Raw genomic sequence first — 24,852 nt, forward strand, 5'->3', positions numbered from 1 at the left:
TTCTGTCAGCGGATTCGATTCATGGCGCAGCCAGCACGCCGTCTTGCGAAAACAGGACCGGCCTGCCGCGCGCATCGATCAGCGCGGCGGTGAGCGTCGCGCGATCCGCGCGCTGCGCGACGTCGAACGGGCCATCCGCGACGCGCTGCGCGAGCGTGAGCCCGTCGAGCCCCACGCCGATGAGCCCACCTCCGGTCGCGACGAGATCGGTGATCGAGCTGCGCGTGCCCGTCTTCAATGCCGTCCATGTCGCGCCGCCGTCGCGGCTCTCGAACAGGCTGCCGAGCAGCCCGCCGACCACGAGCCGGCCGTCGGGCATCGCGACGCCGGACCACAACGTGCCTTTGCCGCCGGTCGGCAGATAGGCCCAGTTCGCGCCGGCGTCGGTCGACTTGAGCACCATCCCCTGCTCCGACACGATGTAGAGCGCATGCGCGGCGTCGGCGAACGCGTGGTACAGGTTGCGGTCGGCCTTGCCGCCGCCCGGCGGCTTCGGCAGCGTCGTGCGCGTCCAGGTCCTGCCGCCGTCATGCGTCTGCAGCATCAGCGACCACAGGCCCACGGCAATGCCGTCCTGCGCGCTCGTGAACAGCACGGAGAACAGCGGCTGGTCGACCGACGTATCGAGCCGTTGCGTGACCCATGTGTCGCCGCCGTCGTCGGTCGCGAGAATCGCGCCCCACTGGCCGACCGCCCAGCCGTGCTTCGCATCCGCGAACGACACGGCCGACAGCGTCGCCGACACGGGCACTCGGCGCGCCTGCCGCCACGTCTTGCCGTCGTCGTCCGACAGCAGCACGATCCCGTGCTCGCCGACCGCGACGATGCGCGAGCCGGCGCGTGTCGCATCCGTCAGCATCATGTGGGTCGGCGCGGCCCACGCGTGCGCGGGCTTCGCGGCCCAGGCCGCGACCGTGCCTCCGTCCTGCGGCTGCGCAAAGGCCGTCACGGCGGCGCAGAGCGCGGTGCAGGCAATAAGCGTCTTGATCATCGTGAGTCCCTGAAGTGGTGGGCGCGGGTATCAGTGGTTGAACAGATTCGACCAGCCGGCATTCGCTACGCCAAGCGCAACGACCGGTGGCTGGTCGGCGCCCCGCGCGGCCGCCGCCTGCCGCCCGGTGTTGCCGTCGGTCGACGACGAAGCGACGCCCGGTTCGCCGGCCGCGGCGTTGCGCACGCTGACGCGTGTTGCGTCGGCAGCGAACGCATGCGCCGATGCGGTTCGGTCCGCGGTCGCTTCATGAAATCGCGGGAACGCAACCGCCGCGATGCAAAGTGCGGCGCAGGCCGCCAGCGTCTTGACCATGATCGAATCTCCGTCAGGATGTTCGTGAGCTTCAGTGACTGAACAAGCCCGGCGCGCGCGCGGGCTTGCGGCGCGGGAACCAGCGCTCGAGCAGCGACGCGAGCGCGGGCAACGCGGTCATCGCCATCACGAGGTTCACGATGAACATGAACGCGAGCAGCTTGCCCATGTCGGCCTGGAACTTGAGCGCGGAGAAGCTCCACGTCGCGACGCCGATCGCCAGCGTGATCGCCGTGAAGATCGTCGCGACGCCCACTTCGAGCATCGCGTGCTGCACGGCCTTCACGATGTCCTGCCCGCCCGCCAGATGCACCTGCAGCCGGTTGTAAATGTAGAACGCGTAGTCGACGCCGATCCCGACCGCCAGCACCATCACCGGCAGCGTTGCGACGGTCAGCCCGATCTGCAGTTCCTTCATGAACCAGTAGCCGATGAAGGTCGCGACCGACAGCGGCACGCAGCATGCGAGCATCGCGCGCCAGTCGCGGTACGCGAGGAATACGAGGATCAGGATCGCCGCGTACACGTAGAGCATCATCGGCAGCTCGCTCTTCGCGACTTCGTCGTTGGTCGCGGCGAGCACGCCTGCATTGCCGGCCGCGAGCCGGACCGTGATGCCCGGGAACGGATGGGCCGCGCGGTACTGCTTCACGTCGTCGAGGATCCGGTTGATCGTCGTCGCCTTGTGATCGGTCAGGAACAGGTGCACGGCCGTCATCCCGCAGTCGCGGCTCATGAAGCCCTTCACGCGCGACACGTCGACCGACACCGCGCCGTAGTTCTCGGCATCGATCGGCACGACGTTCATCTTCGGGAAATCCTCGTTGTAGCCCTGGTTGTAGGTGCGCAGCATCGCCGAGTACGACTGCACCGACACCACGCCCGGTTCGGTGCGCATCGCGGCCGAGAAGTCGTCCTCGTACAGGCCGGCCGCCGGGTTGTCGCAGGCCTTGCCGGTGGATTCGAGCGCGACCGTCAGCCAGTCGAGGCCCATGTCGTAGTTGCCGGCGATCGACGTCGCGTCGCGGTTGAAGCGCGCGTCGGCACGCAGTTCCGGCGCACCCGGCTGCAGCGTGCCGATCACGCGGTCGCGGCTTTGCCACGCGGCGAGCGCGAAGAGCGCGACCGTCAGCGCGACGGTGAGGCCCGCGTACTTGGGCTCGGCCACCCGCGCGAGCACGCGCAGCGGCCTGGCGCGCTGCTGCGCGCGCTTGAGCGAATCGTCCGCATAGGTCTTCATGAAGTGGAAGCAGGACGCGGCCACCGGCAGCAGGATCAGGTTGGTGACGATCTTGTACGCCACGCCGAGCGATGCGGTGATCGCCAGCTCGCGCACCATCGGGATCGGAATCAGCAACAGCGTGACGAACGACACGAACGCGGTAATCAGCGCCAACACGCCGGGGATCAGCAGCCCGTTGAAGCTGTGGCGCGCCGCGTCGAACGAACTCTGCCCGTGCGCGATCTCGCGGACGATGAAGTTCACCTGCTGCACGCCGTGCGACACGCCGATCGCGAACACGAGGAACGGCACCAGCACCGCGAGCGGATCGAGGCCGAAGCCGAGCAGCTTCAGCGTGCCGAACTGCCAGACGAGCGACGTCAGCGAGCATGCGACCAGCAGCACCGTGAAGCGCACCGAATGGCAATACCAGTACACCGCGAGCGTGGTCAGCAGCAGCGCGACCGCGCAGAAGCCGAGCACGGCCGTCGCGCCGTCGGCGATGTCGCCGATCTGCTTCGCGAAGCCGATGATCTGGATTTCGTAGCCGGCGTCCTCGAACGGCTTGCGCACCTTCTGTTCGAGCAGGTGGTTGAACGCGACGTAGTCGAGCACCTTGCCGGCGCTGTCGCGCTCGTTCAGCTCGGCGGTGATCATCGCGCTGTCCTCGCCGTGCGACACCAGCGTGCCGACGTAGCCGCCGAGCGTCGTCGCGCGGCGCACGCGGGCGACGACGTCCGGCGTCAGCTGATCGGGCGTGATCGTGCCGGGAATGATCGGTTCCGCGCGAAAACCCTCGTCGGTCACTTCGTTGACGAACGCGTTCGGCGTCCACAGCGAGCGCACGCCGATGCGGTCGACGTTCGGCAGATACGTGACGGCCTGCGTGACGTCGTACAGCCGCGTGAGCCCTTCCTTCGACCAGATCGACCCGTGCTTCGCGCGCACGACCACCGTGATCCGGTTCGCGCCGAGCAGGTCGTTGCGGTATTGCTGGAACGTGCGGATGTACTCGTGCCCGATCGGCATCTGCTTTTCGAAGCCGGCATCCATGCGCAGCTGCACGGCGAACACGGCCATCACGACGGTAAACAACGCGATCGCCGCGAGCACGATCGCGCGATGACCGAAGAAGAGCCGCTCGAGGCGGCTGACCAGACGATTGAGCACGACATTACCCCTTCATGATTGGCGGCGGCGCACGCCGCCCTTAAGCACATCGGCGTCAGAAATTCCGCGTGACGAACAACCCGACGAAATTGCGGTCCGCGTACGGCTGGCCGACCGTGTTGTGGCCGCCGAAGAACGCGGTGAAGTTGATGCCGGCCTGCCAGTTCGGCGGGTTCTGGTTGAACAGCACGTAGACGTTCACCGACTTCGCGCCCTGCATGTAGTTCGCGGTGAAGGTCGGCGTATAGCCGTACAGGCCGTCCGAGAACGTGACGCCCGGCGTGACCTGCCAGCCCGGAATCAGCGTGCCGTCATAGGTCCAGTTGAAGTCGATCGTCGCGCCGACCGAGCTCGCGGTGCCCTGGCCCATCCCGATCGGATAGCCGAGCGCCGAGCCGTTGTTCAGCCAGGGCAGGTAGCCGGCCTGGGGCACCTGCGTGACGGTCTGCCCGTCGATCGTGCGCGTGACGCCGCTCGATTTCAGCCCCGGGTAGTAGATCCACGTGAGTTCCCAGGTGAGCGCGGCCGAATCGGCGCCGAGCCATTTCAGGAACGGATACTCGCTGCGCGTGAGCGCGAGCAGCCCGTTGATGTCGTACTGGAACTTCTTCTTGTCGACCCACTGCGAGCAATTGATGCCGGCCACGCCGTTCGTGTTCAGGTCGAGCGGGCCGCCCGCGCCGTAGCAGCTCGACAGCGCGACCGCGTCGCGCGGCCGGTACGACAGTTCGGTGCCGATCGCCCAGGGCCCGAGCCCGAAGTTCGCGCTGACGCCGAACAGCTGGCGCCGGCCGAGATACGACCATTGCTCGGTGCCGTTCGCGAGCGACGCGAGCACCGGCGACTTGTCCGTGTAGTTCAGGTAGTAGAACGCGAAGTTCGCATCGAACGAGCGCGGCGAGTAGTTGAATTTCACGCCGAACTGCGGCCGGTATTTCGCCGGCAGGTTCGTGACCGACGGCAGGCCGATGCTGTTGAACGGCGGCCCCGCGAAGTCGCCGTTCACGAGCCCGTTCCTGATCGTATCCAGCGTGCCCTGGTTGCCGGCGGCCGCCCCGCCGCCGATCGCGTTCGCGATCGTGCCCGCGCTCGGGCCGGCCACGTTCAGGTTGTTGGTGTTCAGCGTGAACGGCTCGGCGCCGCGACCGAAGCCGTTCGTCACCGACCAGTACGAGCCGACCGGCGGATAGCGGTTGCCGTTCCACTGGAACTGGTAATAGCCCTCGGTGCTGAACCCGTGCGACAGGTCGGCGGCAAAGCTCGCCATCGGCGCGGGCAGCAGCGCCTGCTTGAGCTGCGAGCCGGGGATCAGCAGCTTCTGCACGTCGAGCGAGTTGGTCGCGTTGATACCGCTCTGCGCGAACATGCTCTCGCCCCAGTTGATCACCTGGTTGCCGAGCCGCACGTGCGCGTTGCGCCCGCCGATCGTGAAATCCTTCTGCGCCCACAGGTCGAGCAGCTGCGCGTTGTAGACCACCTGCGCGGACGCGGTGCTCGACAGCGGCGTTCTCGCCGTGTTCCCGGCGAGGAAGTCGTACATGCCGGTGCCGCGCACCATGAACTTCAGCCCTTCGCTCGGCATCTTCAGCAGCAGTTCGCTGGTCGCGCTGAGGTAGGTGCTGAACGGCTGGCCCTTGCGGTAGTTCAGGTCGCCGCTGTCCGCGTAGCCCCATTGATTGGTGTTCGCGGCCGCGCCGCAGCCGTATGCGTTCGGGTCGCCGGTGAGCGAGCAGCTCGGGCTCTTGGTCCGGATCCCCGCGCCCGCCGTCAGGTTCGTCACCCACGAGCCCTGCAGGCCGTTAATACTCGTCGTGAAGTCGTAAGCGTATGCATTCGACGCCGCGGCACCCGCGAGCGCAATCGATACTGTAGCATTCCTTACCAATCGTGCCGATTCCATGATCCTTCTCCGCCCCTGTCCGACGCCGGCGCGCGGTCGTTGCGCGCGCCGGTCCCTTGTGGTCCGTCAGTCGACGGCAATCACCGTTCGCTGACCGAGCGCAGCGATTCGGCCGTGTAGAAATCCTGCTTGAAGCGCGGATCGTCGGCGTGCTCGAGCCAGCGGACGTCCCTGCCCTGCCCGATCGACGTCGCATCAAGCACGTAGCGGCCGTTGTTCATGTCGTACTGCGCGAGCGGTTCGTTGTCGCAGGTTCCGCCCAGCTCCCAGACCGGAATCGGATAGCTCTCCCGCACCTTCCACAGCTTGCCCTGCGCGTCGTAGTCCTCGCCGACCAGCGCGAGCCAGCTGTCCTCGTCGAGATAGAAGGTCTTCTTCGATGCGACGTGCCGCGCGCTCGGCTTGAGCGTCGCCTCGACCACCCACACGCGGTGCGTCTCGTAGCGCCGGCTCGCGGCCGCGATGCCGTCCGGCGTCGCGACGTCGTGCAGCTTGCTCTTGAACTTGTACAGGCCGAACGCGTTGTACGGGACGATCATTTCCTTCTTGCCGACCAGCTTCCAGTTGAAGCGGTCGAGCGCGCCGTTGATCATGTTGCCTTCGTCGATCAGGTACTGGTTCTCGAAGCCGATCAGCGGCGCATCGTGCGTATAGGCCGGCATGCGCCGCACGCGGCGCTGGCCGGGGAAGTAGTAGTACGTCTCCGATGCCTTGTCGAAGTACTGGCGCTGCACGAATGCCTGGCCGGCCAGCGCGGCCGGCGAATTCATCTGGAAGTACACGGCCGCGCTCAACTGGTCGACGTCCTGCGGCGACAGCTTGCCGAGCTTTCCCGACGGGAAGTAGTACGTCTGCGGGCCGACCGCGTCGATCCATTCGCTGCTGCCCGGACGCGGCGACACGGTCGTCGCCATCTGCGCCCAGTCGACGCCTTCGCCGCGATAGCGCATCTCGTAGTTGAGGATCGCCTCGATCCCGCTCTTCGGTTGCGGGAACGGCACGCCCGGCAGCACCGCCGATGCGAGCGTCTCGCCGGCCGGGCCGAGCTTCGCGGCCGCGAGGTTCGCCTTCGAATTCTGCTCGACGGCGTCCGGCAGCTGGCATTCGCGATGGGACGGATAGACGTCCATCCGGTAGCCCTTCTTCTGCTTGATCAGCGCGACCTGCCCGGGCGACAGCCTGTCCGCGTACTTGTCGACGTTCGCCGCGTCGATCGAATACAGCGGCTTCTCGTTGCGGTGTTTCCAGAAATCGGCGCGTACCTTGCCCCACTCCCAGCCCGCGTCGGGCGACTGCTTGCCGGCGTAGGCCGGCACCGTGCCGTCCTTGCTCGCCGATCGATCGGCGCCCGCCGGCGTCAGGTCGTCCGCCGCGACGGCCGTGCCGATCGCGAGACATGCAGCGGCCGCGAGTGCGGACACGGCCCAGAATCGATGCTTGATCATCATGGTTCTCCTTCCCACCGCGCGTTCGTTTGCCCGTCACGGGCCCCGCGCATTCACTCCGCCCGCGCTCGTCACCCGACGATCGCGTCGCTCCCTGATGGCGGCCGGCCGCGATGACGGCCGGCCGCCTGCCTGTTTCGATACAATTTCGTCATTCCTCAGGACTGCGATTCATGATGCACACTCGCCGAGAAGGAATGACGTGCTGCCGCCGGGTTCAGTCCTTGCCCGACCCGGCCACCGCGACCGCACGCACTTCGACGCACAGCCCCGGCAACGCCAGTTGCGACACGCCGACCGCCGTCCATGACGGATAGCGGTTCGGGAAATACACGTCCTTGACCGCCGCGAAACCCTGCGTGTCCTGCTGAAGATCGGTGTGGAAGGTCGTCAGTTCGACGACGTCGGCGAGGCTCGCGCCGGCCGCTTCGAGGATCATCTTCAGGCTCTCGAACGCGATCCGCGCCTGCGCGTCGACGCCGTCGGCCGGCTGCATCTGCGCGTCGAGACCGACCTGGCCCGACACCCAGATCGTGTCGCCGACGCGCGTGGCCGGCGAGAAGTGGTACGCGTCGTACCACGGCTGGAACGGAGGCGGAACGATCGATTGCCGCTTCGGGGTAGCTGACATGATGAAAAACTCCTTGCTCAGACAAGTTGACGGAAACACGGTGCGCGGAACGGGTCGCCGGCCTTCAGCGCGGCGAGTTCCTCGACGAACAGCACGCCGGCCGGCGTGAAGCCCGAGCGGCTTTCATCGGGCAGCGGGCTGAACACGGCGTCGTCGCCGAAGAAGCGCAGCACGAGCGTGTGGCGATCGGGGAACGCGGCATCGACCGCGCCGCCGCCGTGCAGCACGCCCGGGTGCAGCAGCAGCACGTCGCCCGGCTTCGTTTCCCACGACACGATGTCGTACGCATCGGGCGCAGCGCGCCGCTCCGCCTCGATGTTCGGCAGGCGCGGCCACACATCGCCGCCATGCAGCGGGTCGGTCGGGTCCTCTGCGTTCTGGAACGTGGTGCCGTCATGGCGCACGCCGTGATGCGAGCCGCGCACGATCTCCAGCGCGTTGCGCTTCGGCACGTGCTCGAAGCTGATCCACGCATTGCCGAAGTGCATGCCTTGCCACGGCAGGTACGACGTGTCCTGGTGCCACGGCGAGCGTGCGCTCTTGCCACCGGCCTTCATGAACAGCTCCTCGGCGAAGTACCACACGTGCTTCGAGCCCCACAGGTCGGCGAACAGCTTCCCGAACGGCAGCGTGGCGACCAGTTCGTCGAGCCGGGCCTTCGCATACGGGTTCGCGTTGTCGTTGTGCGACCGGTATTCGGTGCCGTCGAGCAACGCCGACGCCATCGGGCCCGGGTTCTCCATCCCCCAGTCGAACACCGCGCGGCATTGCGCGAGCTGCGCTGCGTCGAGTGCGCCTTCGACGAGAACCGCGCCATCCTCGAAAAAGGCCTTGCGCATGAGTGCATCCATCGTAGATCTCCTGATTCGTCCAACCACTGCCGGCCAGCGATCGCTCACTGCCGACGCCTTCAGTAGAACATGGTGACAATGTTAGGTCATCATGACAAAAATAAGGAAAAGAAAAAGACGGGGTATTCCCTGTTTCGTCTGCATGTTCGTGTGTCCGTCGTGACGGCTGGCCGCTCCGCCATGACAAGCCGCTTTCAGCCGTCATACAACCCGGCGACAAAAGCGCGCCCGGCGCTTCGTCGTTACGTCATTCGCACACGCGGCCGAACACCGCATGCGTGAGGAAACCGACCAGCACCGCATCGGCCAGCGTGTCGGCGTTGCATCGCCCGTCGGCCGCACAGCATGACTGCACGCCGTCGCCCAGCGCGGTCAGGCCGAGCGCCAGCACCTGCGCAGGCAGCGGCAGCGACACGCCGGCGCGCGCCGCGAACGCGTCGATGCATGCGGTCGCGAGCGCCTGCCGCTCGCGCAGTAACGCGCCGAACTGCGCGCGGAATGCCGGATCGCGCGCCGCCTGCAACTGCGCCTCCAGCCACATCAGCCGCGACGCATGCCGCGCGGCCCCCGGCCGCCAATACGCGAGCATCGCGCGTTGCGCGTCCTCGGCCGAACCCGCCGGCATGTCGGCGAACCGTCGCAGCGCGGTCGCCGCGGCGTCGTGATCGCGCCGCAGCAATTCGAACAGCATCTCCGTCTTGCTGCCAAAGTGTGCATAGAACGCACCGCGCGTATGCCCGGCGGCCGCCGCGATGTCCTCGACGCTCGCGGCCGCATAGCCCTTCTCCGCGAAAATCACACGGGCGGCGCCGAGCAGGCGTTCGCGCGTCGCATCGCGCCGCTGCGCGCGGGTCAGGCGAACCGGGGCCATTCGTACGCTCCATGAGCGTCGCGGCCGGCCCGGCGCATATCGCGAACCGTCATCGCTTCCTCTGTACAACTACTCATTTCGGATACGACAATACGCTCGCGTTCGCCGTGCCGCGTCCGGTGTCGCGCTCCAGTGCGCAGTACGCGTAATAAAGCCCGGCGGTCAGGTACGACCAGGTGAGCAATGCCAGCACGTAGAAATTGAACACGACGTTGGTTTCCTCGCCAGGGATCTTGTAGAAGTCGTAGATGCACGCGATCGCCAGTGAAGCGACGAGCGCGATCGTCGTCGTCAGCGCATGGAACACGTGGCCGGCACGCACGAGCCGCAACACGAAACCCGCGAGATAGATCGACATCAGCGTCCACATCGTCACGTAGAAGTACGGCAGCGCGTGCTGCAACGCGCCGGCCACGAGCGCGATCGTCCCGAGCGTCGCGAGCACGAACAGCGTCACGTCCTGCCGCACCGATGGCCGGTAGCCGTGCGTGACGGCCATCAGGCCCGCGACCGCGATCACCGGCATCCCGAACCCGCGCGAGAACGCGTCGAGGAAGTGCGAAACGAAGTACGACACCGGCGATTCGGTCGCGAAGAAGATCACGGCATTGGATGCCGAGATCGTCACGATCCACCACTCGAAGCCGAGCAGGAAGTTGCGCTTGCGGACGAACTTGAAGCCGTACACGCCGGTCGTCGCCGCAAGCGTCGCGCTGGCAAGACAAAGGACAAGTGATCTGTGATCCATGGTTCGAACTCCCGAGGTCGATTGCTGCCGTTGATTCACCGTGTGCCAGGACCGAGGCTCGCGAGATAGGTCGCGACCGCCGCCCGATCGTCCGCCGACATCGCCTGCGCGACGCGCTGCATCGTGCCGGTGGCCTCGATACGGACACCGTTCGCGAATGCGTCGAGCTGCGCGCGCAGGTAGTCGGCGCCTTGCCCCGCGAGCCGCGGAAACTGCGCCTGGCCGGTCAGCCGCGCGCCGTGGCAGGCGACGCACGCGCCGCCCGTCACGAGTTGCTCGCCCTTCGCGCGCAGCCGCGCGTCCCGCTTGAAATAGCGGTTGTCCTGCGGCACCTGCTTCGCGTAGTAGTCGGCCAGTCGCGCGATCTCGGCGTCGCTCATCGTCATCGCGAGCGGCCCCATCGTCGGGTTCGCGCGTCGTCCGCTCGCGAATGCGTGAAGCTGGGCGGCCACGTAGGGCGCGGGCTGGCCGGCGAGGCTCGGATACGCGTCGCTCAGCGACGTGCCCTTCACGCCGTGACAACCCATGCAGACGTCGGTCGTGCGCGGCCACGGGCCGCCGTCGGCGTCGTCGGCCTGCGTCGTCGTATCGACATGGCGCTGCAGGCGATAGAAGCCGAGCAGCGTGGGCCCGTAGACGGCCAGGAGCACGCCGGCGATCACGAGCGCGGCGAGCAGCAGCATGCGTTTCTTCATCTTCGGTCTCCTACGCGCGACGCAGTGCATTGAGCGCCTGAAGCGCGGCCTGGTGGCCCGAGCGCACCGCGCCGTCCATGTAGCCGGCCCAGATGTTCGCGGTCTCGGTGCCCGACCAGATCAGGTTGCCGCACGGCGCGCGCAGCGCGTCGCCGTGCGCGGTCCAGAAGCCGGGCGGAATCGCCGAAACGCAGGTGATCGTCCACGGGTCGGCGAGCCCCCAGTCGCGATCGTGGTACGACACCGGCGCACGCGCGTCGTCGCCCCACGCCTGCGCATAGAGATCCATGTGCATCTGCTTCGCGGCCTGCTGATCCGACGGCATCAGTGCATTGCGCACGAACGCGTTGATCACGCCGATCTCGCCGCCCGGCGGCGAGTTGTCGTAGGCCCAGAAGATCGGCCCGTCGGTCTGGAAGACATGGCCGTTCAGGCCCTTGTCGCGCCAGAACGGGCGGCGATAGACCATCGCCGTCTTGCGCGCCGGCGAATGCGCGGGCCAGGCGCGCTGCAGTGTGCCGCGCTTGTCAGGCAGCGGCGGATCGAACTGCACCTGCTGGCACAGCGCCGGGTGCAGCGCCATCACGACCTTGCGCGCGCGCACCGTGCCGCGATCCGTCTGCAACGTGACGACGGCGCGATCCCAGCCGACGATCCGGCGCACCGGCGACGAGAGCCGCACCTTGTCGCCGAGCTGTTGCGCCATCCGGATGCTGAGAATCTGCGAGCCGCCGACGAAGCGGGTTTCCTGCGCGCTGTGCCGGATCGAGTCGAGCTGCGCGTAATCGCAATCGGCGGAGTTGATCATCGACAGGAAATGCAGCAGCCCCATCTTCGCCGGCGCGGTGCCGCCCGACAGCGAGATCGACGCGTTCCAGCCCATCCGGTCCTCGGGCTTGATGCCCTGCTGCGCGAGCCAGTCGCCGACCGACAGCCGGTCGAGTTCGGCCGCCTTCGGCGACGTCCACGGCGCGCCCGGCGGCACGTCGCGCGACAGCCGGCTCAGCTTCGCGGCGACGGCCTCGTCGGTACCGAACGTGCCGTCCAGGTCGATCTCGGCGCGGCCGTCGCCACCGAGGATGACCGTCTTGCCCGCGTAGTAGCTCGGAAACGTGCCGACTTCCAGTTCGCGGGCGAGATCCGAGACGGCCGTCTGACCCGGGCCGATCCACTGGCCGCCGACTTCCGACACATGGCCGCCGCCGATGTCGTAGTTGAGCGTGCGGCCGCCGACCCGATCGCGCGCCTCGAGCACGACGAAGGATTCGCAGCCCGCGTAGCGCAGGTCGCGCGCGGCGGTCAGCCCGGCGAGCCCGGCGCCGACGATCGCGACGTCGAGCACGTCGCCGTCGGTGCCGGCGACCGGTGCGGTATCGGCACCGGCGCGCGCCGCGCCGAGCGCCAGGCCGCCGGCCGCGACGGACGCGCCGGCGACCTTCAGCCACTGCCTGCGCTGCGGGTCGGCCGACCCGCGGGAGGATGACTTGCTGGACATGATGGTTGGGTTCCTGCCTGCAAAGGGCGCGAACGACCGCGTGCCCGGCGGCACGCGACTTTCGTCCGCGCGAAATCCGACGACCGAATGCGCCGAGGCCGGTGCGTACGCCGGCCTCGCCGCGTACCGAAGGTCCCCGTCACGATAAGGATTCGTCGGCTCGCTTAATTAGTACATGTTGCAAAAGATAGGTCATGATACATAAAACAGGATCGAAAAAAAAAGACAGGGTATTCCCCTGTCGTGCGATCGATGGCGGCCGTCCTGAGAGCACCGGAAAGCCGGCATGGCCGGCCCGGGGTGGCCCGCTTCCCGTCTCCGGTCGACGGCATGGGCGGTACGGTAGTATTGCGGTTCGATGCAACCCCGATGCACCTGAACAAGCGGCCATGCCCGATATTTCCTCATCTCCCGGCGCCGGCCAGGCGCTCGTCCTGATCGCCGAGGACGAACCCGAGATCGCCGAGATCCTCACCGCGTATTTCGCGCGCAGCGGCCTGCGCACCGTGCACGCGGCCGACGGCCGCCGCGCGCTCGAGCTGCACCTGTCGCTGAAGCCCGACCTCGTGCTGCTCGACGTGCAGATGCCGCACGTCGACGGCTGGAAAGTCCTCGCCGAGATTCGCCATCGCGGCGATACGCCGGTCATCATGCTGACCGCGCTCGACCAGGACATCGACAAGCTGACCGGCCTGCGCATCGGCGCGGACGACTACGTGGTCAAGCCGTTCAATCCCGCCGAAGTCGTCGCGCGCGCGCAGGCCGTGCTGCGCCGCTCGATGGCCGGCTCGCGCCAGGAAGAACAGCGCGTGCTGCGCGCGGCCCCGTTCGAGATCGATCTCGAGCATCACGAAGCGACGGTCGAGGTCGACGGCACGCGGCACACGCTCGTGCTGACGCTCACCGAGTTCAAGCTGCTTGCGCAGCTCGCCCGCGCGCCGCGGCGCGTGTTCAGCCGTGCCGAGCTGATGGCCACCTGCCTGCCGGAAGGCGACACGCTCGAACGCACGGTGGACAGTCACGTCAGCAAGCTGCGCAAGAAGCTCGACGATCTCGGTATCAACGGCGTGCCCATCAGCGTGCGCGGGGTCGGCTACAAGCTGTGGAGCGGCGAGTGAAGCTCGACGGATTGAGCCGGCAGATCGCGCTGACGATGGGCGCGATGGCGTTCGCGGTGACGCTGCTGGTCGTGCTGACGGCGTACGGGTTCTACTACCTGCTGTACCTGTACCAGCCCGCGTCGTTCGACCAGGCGGACTGGTTCCCGACCGGCCCGGAATGGGTGTGGCTGATCGCCACCACGGCGGTCGGGCTCGTGCTGTCGGTCGTCGTCGCGATCCACCTGGCGCGCCGCATCCTCGTGCCGCTGAACTCGGTGACCGACAGCATCCGCCGCGTCGCGCGCGGCGATCTCGGCGCGCGTGCCGTCGCCGGCGATCGTTCGCTGCACGAAGCGGCGCTGCTCGCCGACAATTTCAACGCGCTCGCGAGCGAGCTGCAGCGCGTGACCGACGAACAGACGTTCTGGAACGCCGCGATCGCGCACGAACTGCGCACGCCGGTCACGGTGCTGCGCGGCCGCCTGCAGGGGCTCGCCGAAGGCGTGTTCACGCCGAGCGAAGCGCAGTTCCGCAGCCTGCTCACGCAAGTGGAAGGGCTCACGCGGCTGATCGAGGATCTGCGCGTGGTCAGTCTCGCCGACAGCGGCCACCTGAGCATCGAGATCCGCGAAGCCGATCTCGCGGCGGACATCCGCGCGGTCGTCGACGTGTTCGCGCACGCGCTGCAGGCCGCCGGCCAGCATCCGGTGCTCGATCTCGACGCGCGGCCGATGTGCTGCGACCCGGTGCGGATCCGTCAGGCGCTGCTCGCGCTGCTGGAGAACGCGCGCCGCCATGCGGTGCCCGGTGGGATCCGGATCGAGACGCGCATCGAGGGCGGAATGTGCCGGCTGCGTGTCGAGGACGACGGCCCCGGCATTCCGGCCGACTTCGCGCCGCACGTGTTCAAGGCGTTCCGGCGCGTCGACGATGCGCAGCCCGGCGGCAGCGGCCTCGGGCTCGCGGTCGTCGCGGCGATCGCACATGCGCATCGCGGCGAGGCCGTCTGCACGCCGGCGGCCGGCGGCGGCACGCGGTTCGAGGTGTATTGGCCCGACCATCTCGAGCCGACACCCGATGAACGGCGCTTTCCGGCACAGTCGGCCGCGCCGTCGGCCGCGCAGTCGAACCCGCTTCCGGGCGCAAGCGACTGATCCGGCCCGAAGCCCGCCGGCCGGGCCATTGCATCGAACGGCTGCACGCGCGCGCAGCCTGGTTCGTCACGCGTTCGGGTCGCGCCCCACGCGTTCGAGCGGCGGCTCGAATTCCAGCAGCGTGTACGCCGCGACCGACACCGTCGATTGCCCCGCCGGCCCCTTCACGACGACCGCACGCACCGCGCCGGCCCGGTCGAACTTCAGCCGCGTGCCGGCGCTCACCTGACGCAGCGCTTCCAGCTCCTCGACCCGCGCGATCGCGAGCTTGCGCACCGCGCCGGACACGTACACCGGCAGGAACACGAGCGCGATGAAGATCGACACCGTGTCCTTCGACGCGCTGTCCAGCACCGGCTGGCCCGACAGCACGCGCGACAGCGAGGTCGCGCTGACGAAGATCGCGAGTACCGTCGCGCCCGCGCCGAGCGACGAGAAGCGCTCGGCTGCCTGCTTGGTACGCGCCTTCACGAGCGCGCGCGCCGGCGCGGACGGCACCAGCCATTCGCGCTTCGCGCCGTAATACCCGGCGATCCCGAGGAACAGCGTCATCGCGCCGCTCACGATGAGCGCGCTGAACAGCGCATCGAGCATCACGCACACGAACTCGAGCACGAACACGGCAACCAGCGGAATCAGCAGCAGCCGGAACGAATAGCCGTCGCGGCCGTGCCCCTGGATCCACCATTTCACCGGCTGGAGTTGCCAGAAGCGGTTGTCCCGGTGGCGTGAAAGTCGTTGTTCCATGTCCGTCCATTCCCGACTGTGCGATTGCGCTGCGTCACTGCATCATGACGGCACCGGCGTCGAAACACGTTCGACCCATGCCGTGCGTCGTGTCCGTGCGCGGCCATCCCGCATCATGCCGCAACCGTTCGTGGAAAACCCGCACGGCGCCCGAGCCGGCCCCCGAACGCGGCGAAACCGAACACCGCAGGTTATCAACTGATCCAAAAGATTCAATAGACGATGCCTCCTCCGGCGCGCGATGCTGGCCCGGCCAGTGAACGCGGCGTCATTGCAACGCCGCGCACGAGAATGGAGTGAGACACATGCCGACCGATCACCGTCAACGGCGCCATACGCTGTGGCTGCTGTGCGCGCTTTCGTTCATCCTCTACGTCGACCGCGTGAACCTCGCGACCGCGGCCGGTGCGATCAAGGCCGAACTCGGGCTGTCGAACACCGAGCTCGGCATCGCGTTCTCCGCGTTCGCGTATTCGTACGCGATCTGCCAGATCTTCGGCGGCTGGATCGCCGACCGCTTCGGCGCCCGCATCACGCTGATCGGCTGCGGGCTGATCTGGGTCGCGTCGACGTTCATGACCGGGTTCGTGCACAGCCTCGCGCTGCTGTTCGCCGCGCGCCTGCTGCTCGGGATCGGCGAAGGCGCGACGCTGCCCGCGCAGGCCCGCGCGATCACGCACTGGTTCTCGCGCGAACGGCGCGGCGTCGTGCAGGGCTTCACACATTCGTTCTCGCGGCTCGGCAACGCGGTCACGCCGCCGATCGTCGCCGCGCTGATGACGTGGCTGTCGTGGCGCGCGGCGTTCTTCGTGATCGGCGCGGTGACGCTGGTGTGGCTCGTCTGGTGGGTCGCCGGCTTTCGCGAGTACCCGCTCGGCGACGGCGGCGACGGCGACAGCCGTACGCGCACCGCTGCCGCCGCCCGGCCGGCACCGGCGCCGGGCCCGACGCCGTGGGGGCCGCTGTTCCGCCGGATGGCGCCGACGATCTTCGTGTACTTCTGCTACGGCTGGACCGCCTGGCTGTTCTTCACGTGGCTGCCGACGTTCTTCCTGAACGGCAAGGGCCTCGACCTGAAGTCCACCGCGCTGTTCGCGTCCGGCGTGTTCTTCGCGGGCGTCGTCGGCGACACGCTCGGCGGCTGGCTGTGCGACCGCATCTATCGCAAGACCGGCAACCTCGCGCTGTCGCGCCAGAGCGTGATCGTCGCGAGCTTCACCGGCGCGCTCGCCTGCATGCTGCCGCTCGCGTTCGTGCATTCGACGGCCGGCATCGCGCTGTGCCTGTCCGGGTCGTTCCTGTGCCTCGAACTGACGATCGGGCCGATCTGGGCCGTGCCGAGCGATATCGCACCGACGCACGCGGGCATCGCGAGCGGGATGATGAATGCGGGTTCCGCGATCTCCGGGATCCTGTCGCCGATCCTGTTCGGCTATCTCGTCGACCACACCGGTAGCTGGACGGTGCCGTTCGTCGGGTCGGTCGCGATGCTCGTGATCGGCATCGTCGCCGCGCTGCGGATTCGGCCGGATCGCGCGTTGTCGGCATCGACGCCGTCGCTCGCCGAAGCGCCGGCCGCGCCGTCGGCGCGCTGAAGCGGGTGGCGGCGGTTCGCCGGGCGGTATCTGGCTTGGTCCGGCTTGGTCCGGCTCGGCGTGGATTGGCCCGACCTGCCCTGATCGCCCTCATCACGCACCGCGAGCGAAGCTCGCCGATGCGTGACGCCGCAACGTAGCCACCCCGTCATCCATCAATCGCCCGCGCCCTGCCCATCTTCCCGATGGAACAGCGCCAGAAACTGCTGCGCGGGAATGCTCAGCGGCCGATCACGCCGCACGAGGCTGCCATACGACGGCAGCTTCTGGTCGAGTTCGTAATCGAGGATCGCGACCAGCCCGTGCGCTGCGTTGCGCTGCGCAACGGTCAACGGAATCACGCCGAGCATCCGCGAACGGTCGACGAGGTTCATCGTCGTCAGGATCGACCCCGTTTCGACGAGCCCGCGCGGCATCGGCTGGTGACGCGCGCGGAACTCGCGCTCGACCACCTCGCGCGCCGGGCTGCCGGCCGGCTGCAGGATCCACGTGTAATCGAGCAGCGCGTCGAATTCGACCGGCCCCGCGCCCGCGAGCGGATGGTCGCGGCCCGCGATGATCGCGAGCGCCTCGTCGTCCACCACGCGGAAGTCGCAATCGGTGCCGACGTTGCGGCCGATCACCACCTCGAGCACGCCTTCGCGCAACTGCGGCATCAGCCGGTCGCTGGTATCGACCGCGATGTCGATCGCCAGCAGCGGATAGCGCGCCTTCAACTGCACCAGCGCCTCGGTGAGCCGCCCCGGCGACGCCGCCATGATGCTGCCGATCGCAAGCCGCCCCGCGCTGCCGAGCTGCAGCTCGCCGAGCTCGCGATTGAGCGCCTCCATGCTGCCGCGAATCCCGCGGAAATAGCCGAGCACGCGCTCGCCAGCCGGGTTCAGCACGAGCCCGCGCCCGACGCGATCGAAGAGGCGCTGGCCGAGCGCGCTTTCCAGTTCGGCCAGCATCTTCGTCGCGGCCGGCTGCGTGAGGCCGAGCTGCCCGGCGGCCGCGCGCAGCGTCGAGCATTCATCCACCGCGAGCAGCAACGCGATCTGCCGCATCCGCAGCCGGTTCAGCAATTGGGGAGTCGAGTCTCGTCGATCGATCGAGCCCATTTCGATTACTCCAGGTTATCGATTCATCAAGAGTTTTCAATTTACCGACTCATTCCGTCTACCTAGCATGAACCCCATACACCAACGGCCACACGCCGCCACCGGAGACACCGCATGAACCCGCAACCGCCCGCCGCCCGCCACGGAGACGCCGCATGACGACCGCCGCCGCCGTGCCCGCCGCTTCACTGCCCGTCGTCGCGCTGACCCTCGGCGACCCCGCCGGCATCGGCGCCGAACTGATCGCGAAACTGCTCGCGCGGCCCGACGCGACGTCCCGCGCGAACCTCGTGCTGATCGGCGACCGCTGGCTGTGGGAAGCCGGCCAGCGCGTCGCCGGCGTGACGGTCGACGTCGAACCCGTCGCGTCGCTCACCGCCGTGCGCGGCCGGCCGTCCACCGCGCGCGCCGCGTTCGTCGCGCTCGACACGATCGATCGCGCGCAGGTCACCGTCGGCCAGCCCGGCGCGGCCGGCGGCCGCTCGACGCTGACCGTGCTCGACCGGTGCCTCGACGCCGCGCTCGCCGGCGACATCGACGCGATCTGCTTCGCGCCGCTGAACAAGTACGCGATGAAGCTCGGCGGGCTCCGGCACGACGACGAGCTGCACCACTTCGCCGCCGCGCTCGGCGTGACCGGCTACTTCTGCGAATTCAACACGCTCGGCGAGCTGTGGACCGCGCGCATCTCGTCGCATATTCCGCTGAAGGATGCGGCGGCCCAGCTGAGCGTCGCGCGGATCGAACAGGCATCCGAACTGATCTACCGGTCGCTGCTCGCGAACGGCGTCGCGGCGCCGAAGGTCGCGATCGCCGCGTTCAACCCGCACGGCGGCGACGGCGGCAGCTGCGGCCGCGAGGAAGTCGACATCATCGAGCCGGCCGTGCGCAAGCTGCAGGCGCGCGACTGGCCGACCGACGCGCCGTTCCACGGCCCGTTCCCCGCCGACACGATCTTCCTCAAGGCGCAGGCCGGCGACTATCAGGCGATCGTCACGATGTACCACGACCAGGGGCAGATCGCGATCAAGCTGCTCGGCTTCTCGCGCGGCGTGACCGTGCAGGGCGGGCTGCCCGTGCCGATCACGACGCCCGCGCACGGCACCGCGTACGACATCGCGGGCCGCGGCACGGCCGACGTGGGCGCGACCTGGCAGGCGCTGCAGATCGCTTGCCGGATGGGCGCCGCGCGCCGCACCCCCACCGTTTCGGCGTGACGCTCGCGCGCCAGCCATACACGACACACACACGACAACATCGATTCCAGGAGACACCAACATGAAGATCCGCTCCGTGCGCGCCCGCGTATTCCAGTGGAAAGGCAAGACCGTCCCGCCGCAGGGCAACTTCTGCTCGAACGCGATGGACCTGCTGTACGCGCCGCAGGAAACCATGAGCACGTTCCGCTTCCATGCGTGGACGGTCGTCGAAGTCGAGACCGACGACGGCATCGTCGGCCTCGGCAACGTCGCGCTCGCGCCGCACGTCGCGAAGGTGATCATCGACCAGTACCTCGCGCCGCTCGTGATCGGCCAGGACCCGTGGGACTACGAGTACCTGAACCAGCGGATGTACCGCGCGACCCACGCATGGGGCCGCAAGGGCATCGGCATGGCGGCGATCTCGGCGGTCGATATCGCGATCTGGGACATCCTCGGCAAGAGCGTCGGCAAGCCGGTGTTCAAGCTGCTCGGCGGCCGCACCAAGGAGAAGATCCCCTGCTACTACTCGAAGCTCTACCGCACCGACCTGAAGGCGATGCAGGAGGAAGCGCAGCAATACCTGAAGGAAGGCTTCCGCGCGTTCAAGATGCGCTTCGGCTACGGGCCCGCGCACGGCCAGCAGGGCGTGGTGGAGAACCTGAAGTCGGTCGCGGCGATCCGCGAGGTGATCGGCTACGACAACGACCTGATGCTCGAGTGCTACATGGGCTGGAACCTCGAGTACGCGAAGCGCATCCTGCCGAAGCTCGAGAAGTACCAGCCGCGCTGGCTCGAGGAGCCGGTGATCGCCGACGACATCGACGGCTACGCGGAGCTGAACCGGCTGACGAGCATTCCAATCTCCGGCGGCGAGCACGAGTTCTCGCTGTACGGCTTCAAGCAGCTGCTCGACCGCAAGGCCGTGTCGGTCGTGCAGTACGACACGAACCGCGTCGGCGGGATCACGATGGCGCACAAGATCAACGCGCTGTGCGAGGCGTACAGCGTGCCGGTGATTCCGCATGCGGGCCAGATGCACAACTATCACCTGACGATGAGCACGCTCGCATCGCCGATGAGCGAGTACTTCCCGATGTTCGACGTGGAAGTCGGCAACGAGCTGTTCTATTACATCTTCGACGGCGAGCCGGTGGCCGAGAACGGCTTCCTGCAGCTGCGCGACGACGTGCCGGGCCTCGGTCTCACGCTGAAGACCGAGTTCCTCGACCAGTTCGACATCGTCGAGTGAGGGCGCCCATGAACGCACGCTACCAGGGCGTCTTTCCGGTTGCACCGACGATCTTCGACGCGCATGGCGCGCTCGACCTCGACGGCCAGCGCCGCTGCCTCGACTTCATGATCGATGCCGGCTCGCAAGGCATCTGCATCCACGCGAACTACTCGGAGCAATTCGCGCTCGGCGACGACGAACGCGACCTCATCACGCGCACGACGCTCGAGCACGTCGCCGGCCGCGTGCCGGTGATCGTCACGACGTCGCACTTCAGCACGCGGATCTGCGCGGAACGCAACCGCCGCGCACAGGCACTCGGTGCCGCGATGGTGATGGTGATGCCGCCGTACCACGGCGCGACGTTCCGCGTGCCCGACGCATCGATCCGCGCGTTCTTCCGCGAAGTCGCCGACGGCCTCGACATTCCGCTGATGATCCAGGACGCGCCCGCGAGCGGCGTCGCGCTGCCGGCGTCGCTGCTCGCGACGCTCGCGCGCGAGATCGACGCCGTGTCGTACTTCAAGATCGAGACGCCCGGCGCGGCGTCGAAGCTGCGCGAGCTGATCGCGCTCGGCGGCGACGCGATCGAAGGGCCGTGGGACGGCGAGGAAGGCATCACGCTGCTCGCCGATCTCGATGCCGGCGCGACCGGCGCGATGACGGGCGGCGGTTATCCCGACGGCATCCGCCGGATCACCGACGCGTATTTCGCCGGACGCCGCGACGAAGCGTGCGAGCAATACGCGCGCTGGCTGCCGCTGATCAACTACGAGAACCGCCAGTCGGGCTTCCTGACCGCGAAGGCGCTGCTGAAGGAAGGCGGCGTGATCGCGTGCGACCGGCCGCGCGCCCCCTGGCCCGAACTGCATCCGCAGGTGCGTGCAGGCCTGCTCGACGCGGCACGGCGGCTCGATCCGCTCGTGCTGCGCTGGGGACGCTAGCCATCGTTTCGTACCCGCAACGCGCGTTGCGTTGCGCATCGGCGTGACGGCGGCCCGACAGAAGGCCGCCGCCGCTCATCACATGGATCGGAGACACCATGACTCTGCTGAACCCCGCCACCCCGGCCTATGAAGCCGGCGATGCCATCCCGCGTCGCCGCTGGCTGCGCGTGATTCCGCCGCTGCTGCTCGCCTGCATCGTTTCGTACATGGACCGCGTGAACATCGCGTTCGCGATGCCGGGCGGGATGAACGCCGAACTCGGCATGGACGCGACGATGGCCGGCCTCGCCGGCGGCATCTTCTTCTTCGGCTACCTGTTCCTGCAGATTCCCGGCGGCCGGCGCGCCGCGCTCGGCAGCGGCAAGACCTTCATCGCCTGGTCGCTCGTGAGCTGGGCCGTGCTGTCGGTGCTGACCGGGCTCGTCACCCATACGTGGCAACTTTTGACGCTGCGCTTCCTGCTCGGCGTGGCGGAAGGCGGGATGCTGCCGGTCGTGCTGACGATGGTCAGCCACTGGTTTCCCGACCGCGAACGCGGCCGCGCGAACGCGATGGTCATCATGTTCGTGCCGCTCGCCGGCATGATCACCGCGCCGCTGTCCGGCTTCATCCTCGCTGCTTACGACTGGCGTCACCTGTTCTACAGCGCCGGCGCGCTGTCGCTGCTGTGCCTGTTCGCGTGGCTGATGTTCGCCGACGACAGCCCGGAAACCGCGCGCTGGGTGTCGCCGCGCGAGAAGGCGTACATCCTCGACGCGCTGCGCGACGAACAGGCGCGCAAGCAGGCCGCCGGCACGCCGGCCGCCGCGTCGTTCGGCGCGATACTGCGCAACCCGACCATCTGGCTGCTGATCGCGATCAACTTCTGCTATCAGGTCGGCATCTACGGCTATACGATGTGGTTGCCGACGCTGCTGAAAAACCTCACGCACGGCGGGATGGGCAAGGTCGGCCTGCTCGCGATGCTGCCGTATGTCGCGATGATGATCGGGATGTTCGCCACGTCGTATTTGTCGGACCGGACCGGCAAGCGCCGCCTGTTCGTGCTGCTGCCGCTCGTCGGCTTTGCCGCGTGCCTCGCGCTGTCGGTGCTCACGCATGCATCGATGATCGTGTCGTTCGCGTTCCTGATCGGCTGCGGCTTCTTCCTGCAGGCGGCGGCCGGCGTGTTCTGGGCGATTCCGCCGAAGCTGTGCAGCGTCGAGACGGCCGGCAGCGCGCGCGGCCTGATCAACGCGCTCGGCAACCTCGGCGGCTTCTGCGGCCCGTATGCGGTCGGCGTGCTGACCCAGCACGTGAGCGCGGCCGCCGGCGTGTACAGCCTCGCCGTCACGCTCGCGGTGGCCGGCCTGCTCGCGCTGACGCTGCCCAGGCGCTGCGAAGACTGACCGGATACGCACCGACACCGACACCGATGCGCGCACGCGCGAACGAATCAACGGAGACACACCATGAACGACATCCTGTTGCTGGTGCAGAAATGCGCCCACACCTTCAGCTTCTACGACCTCGAAACGAAAGCCGCGCTCAAGCACATCGTGCTGCCTAACTTCCCGCACGAGTTCACCGTCGACGCGAACGACCGCTTCGCGTACGTCGGCATCTTCGGGATCGAGACCGCGTGGTCGCGCGGCCATGAAGGCGATCACCGGATCGCCGAGATCGATCTCGTCGAACGCACGCACACGCGCATGCTCGACCTGTGGCCGTACTACCGGCCGCACGGGATGGCGGCCGATCGCGACGGCCGGCTGTACGCGATGAGCGAGGCACACGACATGCTGCTCGTGTTCGACGCGCCGACCCGGCAGGCCGTGCCGAACATGGCCGTGCCGTCCGGCGGCGTGAAGACGCACCTCGTGACGCTCACGCGCGATGCGAGCCGCGCCTACGGCGTGCACCTGCTGTCGAACACGGTCACGCAATTCCATCCGCGCGACGCCACCGTCGCGCCGCGTGCGGTGATGCCCGGCCCGCGTCCCGAAGGCAATGCGCTGTCGAGCGACGAGCGCACGCTGTTCGTCGCGAATCGCGGCGACGACACGCTCGTCGAGATCGACACCGACACGATGACCTGCGGCCGCCGCGTGAAGACCCGCAGCGATCCCAACCGCATCTACCGCACCACCGCGCCGGACGGCCGCGACCTGCTGCTGCTGACCAATTCGGGCGAGCGGTCGATCTCGGTGTTCGATGCGCGGCAGCTCGAAGAGATCGAACGCGTCGCGCTGCCCGCGAACCCGACCGCGCTGTCGTTCCATCCGTCGCGGCGCGTTGCCTACGTGTCGTTCCAGGACGACTACGTGCGCGAGCTCGATCTCGATGCGTGGCGGTTCGTCGGTGCATTGCCGACGCTGCGCGAACCGGATGCGTCGTATGTGCTCGCCGGCACGCGCTGAGCGGCGCGACGACGCACCGCCGCCCGACGCGATGCCGGCGGCGCTCGTCGACGCGCATCACCACCTTTGGCAACTCGGCGCGGGCGCGCACTACCCGTGGCTGCAGGACCGTTACGATCCGGCGCACTTCATGTTCGGCGACTACGCGGCGCTGTGCCGCGATTTCGGCGTGGACGACTACCGGCACGCCGCGCAACGCGCGCCGCTCGTCGCGAGCGTGCACGTCGAGGCCGAACGGGCGCGCGACGAAGCGCTCGCGGAGACGCGCTGGCTGCACGAGGTCGCGGCCGCGCACGGGCTGCCGTCGGCCGTCGTCGCGTGGGTCGACCTGCTGGCCGACGACGCGCACGAGCGGCTCGCCGAACAGGCCGCGTGGCCGCGCGTGCGCGGTGTGCGGTTCAAGCCGCGCACCGCTGCGTCGCCGGACGCGGCCGTCGACGGGCCCGGCACGCTGCGCGACCCGCGCTGGCCGCCCGCGCTGGAACGCCTGGCCGCGCATGGTCTGAGCTGGGATCTGCGCGTGCCGTTCTGGCATCTCGGCGACGCGGCCGCGCTGCTGGCCGATGCGCCCGGCGTCGACGTCGTGCTCGAACATGCCGGGCTGCCGTGGGACCGCTCGGACGCGGGGCTCGCGCGCTGGCGCAGCGGCATGGAAGCGCTCGCCGCCTCGCCGCGCGTGACCGTCAAGATCTCCGAACTCGGCTTGCGCGATGCGGTGTGGAACGACGCGGACAACGCGCGGATCATCCGCGACACGATCGCGATATTCGGCTGGCAGCGCTGCCTGTTCGCGAGCAATTTTCCGGTGGCGGGGTTGCGGGTGTCATATCCGGCGCTGCTGCGCACGTTCGCCCGCGCGATGGCGGACCTCGACGATGCGGCGCGCCGCGCGATCTGGCATGACAACGCGATGCGTGTGTACCGGATCGCGTGAGCGGGCTCGATGCATCGGCCGGCCGCCCCCGTGGCGCACCGGATGCCGCCGACGCGGCCCCTCGCCACACACCTCGCAAAAAAACACGGGCCCTCCCGCCGGGAGGGCC

Annotated in this window: 22 protein-coding genes; 9 read left to right on the forward strand and 13 right to left on the reverse strand. The window is 68.2% G+C overall.

What is annotated here, in order from left to right; genetic code table 11:
* Positions 1–19: 19 nt before the first annotated feature.
* The 11 genes from U4Y91_RS02475 to U4Y91_RS02525 form a co-directional block, all read right to left on the reverse strand.
* Positions 20–991: a WD40/YVTN/BNR-like repeat-containing protein gene (locus tag U4Y91_RS02475; protein WP_321803035.1), complete on the reverse strand. Its 972-nt coding sequence runs from the start codon at positions 989–991 to the stop codon at positions 20–22.
* A 30-nt stretch (positions 992–1,021) separates the two neighbouring features.
* Complete coding sequence (locus tag U4Y91_RS02480; protein ID WP_321803037.1) at positions 1,022–1,306, reverse strand: hypothetical protein; 285 nt, start codon at positions 1,304–1,306, stop codon at positions 1,022–1,024.
* A 31-nt stretch (positions 1,307–1,337) separates the two neighbouring features.
* Entirely contained in the window at positions 1,338–3,698 is a 2,361-nt protein-coding gene (locus U4Y91_RS02485) for an efflux RND transporter permease subunit (protein WP_321803039.1), read from the reverse strand.
* A gap of 55 nt (positions 3,699–3,753) precedes the next feature.
* Complete coding sequence (locus tag U4Y91_RS02490; protein WP_321803041.1) at positions 3,754–5,598, reverse strand: DUF1302 domain-containing protein; 1,845 nt, start codon at positions 5,596–5,598, stop codon at positions 3,754–3,756.
* A gap of 80 nt (positions 5,599–5,678) precedes the next feature.
* Positions 5,679–7,046, reverse strand: a complete 1,368-nt coding sequence (locus tag U4Y91_RS02495; RefSeq protein ID WP_321803043.1) for a DUF1329 domain-containing protein — start codon at positions 7,044–7,046, stop codon at positions 5,679–5,681.
* Between the two features lie 214 nt (positions 7,047–7,260).
* The gene (locus U4Y91_RS02500) at positions 7,261–7,674 is read right to left on the reverse strand and encodes a RidA family protein (RefSeq protein WP_321803045.1); all 414 of its coding nucleotides are present in this window, start codon (positions 7,672–7,674) and stop codon (positions 7,261–7,263) included.
* Between the two features lie 17 nt (positions 7,675–7,691).
* Entirely contained in the window at positions 7,692–8,525 is an 834-nt protein-coding gene (locus tag U4Y91_RS02505) for a phytanoyl-CoA dioxygenase family protein (RefSeq protein WP_321803046.1), read from the reverse strand.
* A gap of 247 nt (positions 8,526–8,772) precedes the next feature.
* Positions 8,773–9,396, reverse strand: coding sequence for a helix-turn-helix domain-containing protein (locus U4Y91_RS02510; RefSeq protein WP_321803048.1), 624 nt, complete (start codon positions 9,394–9,396; stop codon positions 8,773–8,775).
* Positions 9,397–9,469: 73 nt separating this feature from the next.
* The gene (locus tag U4Y91_RS02515; protein WP_321803050.1) at positions 9,470–10,144 is read right to left on the reverse strand and encodes a hypothetical protein; all 675 of its coding nucleotides are present in this window, start codon (positions 10,142–10,144) and stop codon (positions 9,470–9,472) included.
* A gap of 35 nt (positions 10,145–10,179) precedes the next feature.
* A complete protein-coding gene (locus tag U4Y91_RS02520) occupies positions 10,180–10,839 on the reverse strand; it encodes a c-type cytochrome (RefSeq protein ID WP_321803051.1) in 660 nt (219 codons plus the stop codon).
* A 10-nt stretch (positions 10,840–10,849) separates the two neighbouring features.
* The gene (locus U4Y91_RS02525) at positions 10,850–12,334 is read right to left on the reverse strand and encodes a flavin monoamine oxidase family protein (protein WP_321803053.1); all 1,485 of its coding nucleotides are present in this window, start codon (positions 12,332–12,334) and stop codon (positions 10,850–10,852) included.
* Positions 12,335–12,723: 389 nt separating this feature from the next.
* Between U4Y91_RS02525 and U4Y91_RS02530 the strand changes: the two genes are divergently transcribed.
* A complete protein-coding gene (locus U4Y91_RS02530; protein ID WP_321803054.1) occupies positions 12,724–13,452 on the forward strand; it encodes a response regulator in 729 nt (242 codons plus the stop codon).
* Positions 13,449–14,588 carry an ATP-binding protein gene (locus U4Y91_RS02535; protein WP_321803056.1) on the forward strand — a complete coding sequence of 380 codons (1,140 nt, stop codon included), beginning with the start codon at positions 13,449–13,451 and terminating at the stop codon, positions 14,586–14,588. The genes U4Y91_RS02530 and U4Y91_RS02535 overlap by 4 nt, the downstream gene beginning before the upstream one ends.
* Before the next feature lie 66 nt (positions 14,589–14,654).
* Here the strand turns inward: U4Y91_RS02535 and U4Y91_RS02540 are convergent, their stop codons facing one another.
* Positions 14,655–15,335: a hypothetical protein gene (locus U4Y91_RS02540; protein ID WP_321803058.1), complete on the reverse strand. Its 681-nt coding sequence runs from the start codon at positions 15,333–15,335 to the stop codon at positions 14,655–14,657.
* A 305-nt stretch (positions 15,336–15,640) separates the two neighbouring features.
* On the opposite strand from U4Y91_RS02540, the gene U4Y91_RS02545 reads away from it, so the two are divergent.
* Positions 15,641–16,930: an MFS transporter gene (locus U4Y91_RS02545; protein ID WP_321803060.1), complete on the forward strand. Its 1,290-nt coding sequence runs from the start codon at positions 15,641–15,643 to the stop codon at positions 16,928–16,930.
* A 155-nt stretch (positions 16,931–17,085) separates the two neighbouring features.
* Here U4Y91_RS02545 and U4Y91_RS02550 read toward each other — a convergent pair whose 3' ends face one another.
* The gene (locus tag U4Y91_RS02550) at positions 17,086–18,030 is read right to left on the reverse strand and encodes a LysR family transcriptional regulator (protein ID WP_321803061.1); all 945 of its coding nucleotides are present in this window, start codon (positions 18,028–18,030) and stop codon (positions 17,086–17,088) included.
* 155 nt (positions 18,031–18,185) lie between these two features.
* Here U4Y91_RS02550 and U4Y91_RS02555 point away from each other — a divergent pair, with 155 nt between their 5' ends.
* From U4Y91_RS02555 to U4Y91_RS02580, 6 genes are all read left to right on the forward strand, one after another.
* On the forward strand, positions 18,186–19,247 hold the full coding sequence (locus U4Y91_RS02555; RefSeq protein WP_321803062.1) for a 4-hydroxythreonine-4-phosphate dehydrogenase PdxA: 1,062 nt from the start codon (positions 18,186–18,188) through the stop codon (positions 19,245–19,247).
* A gap of 61 nt (positions 19,248–19,308) precedes the next feature.
* Positions 19,309–20,481, forward strand: coding sequence for an L-rhamnonate dehydratase (locus tag U4Y91_RS02560; RefSeq protein ID WP_321803064.1), 1,173 nt, complete (start codon positions 19,309–19,311; stop codon positions 20,479–20,481).
* 8 nt (positions 20,482–20,489) lie between these two features.
* Positions 20,490–21,407 (forward strand): dihydrodipicolinate synthase family protein, encoded by a 918-nt coding sequence (locus U4Y91_RS02565; protein WP_321803066.1) that lies wholly within the window; start codon positions 20,490–20,492, stop codon positions 21,405–21,407.
* A 98-nt stretch (positions 21,408–21,505) separates the two neighbouring features.
* The gene (locus U4Y91_RS02570) at positions 21,506–22,798 is read left to right on the forward strand and encodes an MFS transporter (protein ID WP_321803067.1); all 1,293 of its coding nucleotides are present in this window, start codon (positions 21,506–21,508) and stop codon (positions 22,796–22,798) included.
* 63 nt (positions 22,799–22,861) lie between these two features.
* The gene (locus U4Y91_RS02575; RefSeq protein ID WP_321803069.1) at positions 22,862–23,809 is read left to right on the forward strand and encodes a YncE family protein; all 948 of its coding nucleotides are present in this window, start codon (positions 22,862–22,864) and stop codon (positions 23,807–23,809) included.
* Positions 23,787–24,743, forward strand: a complete 957-nt coding sequence (locus U4Y91_RS02580) for an amidohydrolase family protein (protein WP_321803071.1) — start codon at positions 23,787–23,789, stop codon at positions 24,741–24,743. The genes U4Y91_RS02575 and U4Y91_RS02580 overlap by 23 nt, the downstream gene beginning before the upstream one ends.
* Positions 24,744–24,852 lie beyond the last annotated feature (109 nt).

The organism is Burkholderia sp. BCC1993, from assembly GCF_905339865.1.
GTDB lineage: Bacteria > Pseudomonadota > Gammaproteobacteria > Burkholderiales > Burkholderiaceae > Burkholderia.

Coding starts and splice junctions, on each gene's coding strand:
- U4Y91_RS02495 (WP_321803043.1), bottom strand. CDS start 7,046: ATGATGATCAAGCATCGATTCTGGGCCGTGTCCGCACTCGCGGCCGCT.
- U4Y91_RS02540 (WP_321803058.1), bottom strand. CDS start 15,335: ATGGAACAACGACTTTCACGCCACCGGGACAACCGCTTCTGGCAACTC.
- U4Y91_RS02475 (WP_321803035.1), bottom strand. CDS start 991: ATGATCAAGACGCTTATTGCCTGCACCGCGCTCTGCGCCGCCGTGACG.
- U4Y91_RS02555 (WP_321803062.1), top strand. CDS start 18,186: ATGACGACCGCCGCCGCCGTGCCCGCCGCTTCACTGCCCGTCGTCGCG.
- U4Y91_RS02580 (WP_321803071.1), top strand. CDS start 23,787: ATGTGCTCGCCGGCACGCGCTGAGCGGCGCGACGACGCACCGCCGCCC.
- U4Y91_RS02520 (WP_321803051.1), bottom strand. CDS start 10,839: ATGAAGAAACGCATGCTGCTGCTCGCCGCGCTCGTGATCGCCGGCGTG.
- U4Y91_RS02480 (WP_321803037.1), bottom strand. CDS start 1,306: ATGGTCAAGACGCTGGCGGCCTGCGCCGCACTTTGCATCGCGGCGGTT.
- U4Y91_RS02525 (WP_321803053.1), bottom strand. CDS start 12,334: ATGTCCAGCAAGTCATCCTCCCGCGGGTCGGCCGACCCGCAGCGCAGG.
- U4Y91_RS02575 (WP_321803069.1), top strand. CDS start 22,862: ATGAACGACATCCTGTTGCTGGTGCAGAAATGCGCCCACACCTTCAGC.
- U4Y91_RS02515 (WP_321803050.1), bottom strand. CDS start 10,144: ATGGATCACAGATCACTTGTCCTTTGTCTTGCCAGCGCGACGCTTGCG.
- U4Y91_RS02500 (WP_321803045.1), bottom strand. CDS start 7,674: ATGTCAGCTACCCCGAAGCGGCAATCGATCGTTCCGCCTCCGTTCCAG.
- U4Y91_RS02490 (WP_321803041.1), bottom strand. CDS start 5,598: ATGGAATCGGCACGATTGGTAAGGAATGCTACAGTATCGATTGCGCTC.
- U4Y91_RS02570 (WP_321803067.1), top strand. CDS start 21,506: ATGACTCTGCTGAACCCCGCCACCCCGGCCTATGAAGCCGGCGATGCC.
- U4Y91_RS02560 (WP_321803064.1), top strand. CDS start 19,309: ATGAAGATCCGCTCCGTGCGCGCCCGCGTATTCCAGTGGAAAGGCAAG.
- U4Y91_RS02505 (WP_321803046.1), bottom strand. CDS start 8,525: ATGGATGCACTCATGCGCAAGGCCTTTTTCGAGGATGGCGCGGTTCTC.
- U4Y91_RS02510 (WP_321803048.1), bottom strand. CDS start 9,396: ATGGCCCCGGTTCGCCTGACCCGCGCGCAGCGGCGCGATGCGACGCGC.
- U4Y91_RS02550 (WP_321803061.1), bottom strand. CDS start 18,030: ATGGGCTCGATCGATCGACGAGACTCGACTCCCCAATTGCTGAACCGG.
- U4Y91_RS02530 (WP_321803054.1), top strand. CDS start 12,724: ATGCCCGATATTTCCTCATCTCCCGGCGCCGGCCAGGCGCTCGTCCTG.
- U4Y91_RS02545 (WP_321803060.1), top strand. CDS start 15,641: ATGCCGACCGATCACCGTCAACGGCGCCATACGCTGTGGCTGCTGTGC.
- U4Y91_RS02565 (WP_321803066.1), top strand. CDS start 20,490: ATGAACGCACGCTACCAGGGCGTCTTTCCGGTTGCACCGACGATCTTC.